This is a genomic window from Dellaglioa sp. CoH-57-MRSF-21 (genome assembly GCF_056781915.1).
The window spans coordinates 1-258 of sequence record NZ_JBXAXU010000212.1 but is presented as its reverse complement, the minus strand read 5'-3'; the positions used below and the strand labels follow the sequence as shown (position 1 = coordinate 258).

Annotated in this window: 1 protein-coding gene; it reads right to left on the bottom strand. The window is 63.6% G+C overall.

Annotated features, from left to right (window positions below; all coding sequences use genetic code 11):
* Positions 1–63 precede the first annotated feature (63 nt).
* Positions 64–258 (bottom strand): hypothetical protein (locus AC1RPQ_RS08560; protein ID WP_481762358.1); only part of this gene is annotated, 195 nt, incomplete at its 5' end.

The window sequence follows — 258 nt, the reverse complement described above, 5'->3', positions numbered from 1 at the left end:
CAAGACAAATTCTAGGGGACTAGAGAACACGTGTCAACTAATCCCCTATGACTTGTGCGGTCTTTAGACGGCGGCGCGCTGGAACATACCGGCCAGCAGGCGCGACGGCTGACGCTGAGCGCGGGCACGTGCTCGGGCCAGTGCACGCACTTGAGCGCGGGGCGTGTGTTTCAGGCTCGGGGCCGGTTCCTCGGCCTTTTCCGATTCTTGCGGGGCCGCGTCCTGATGCGAGCCTTCCGCGCTCACGTCGGATTCCTG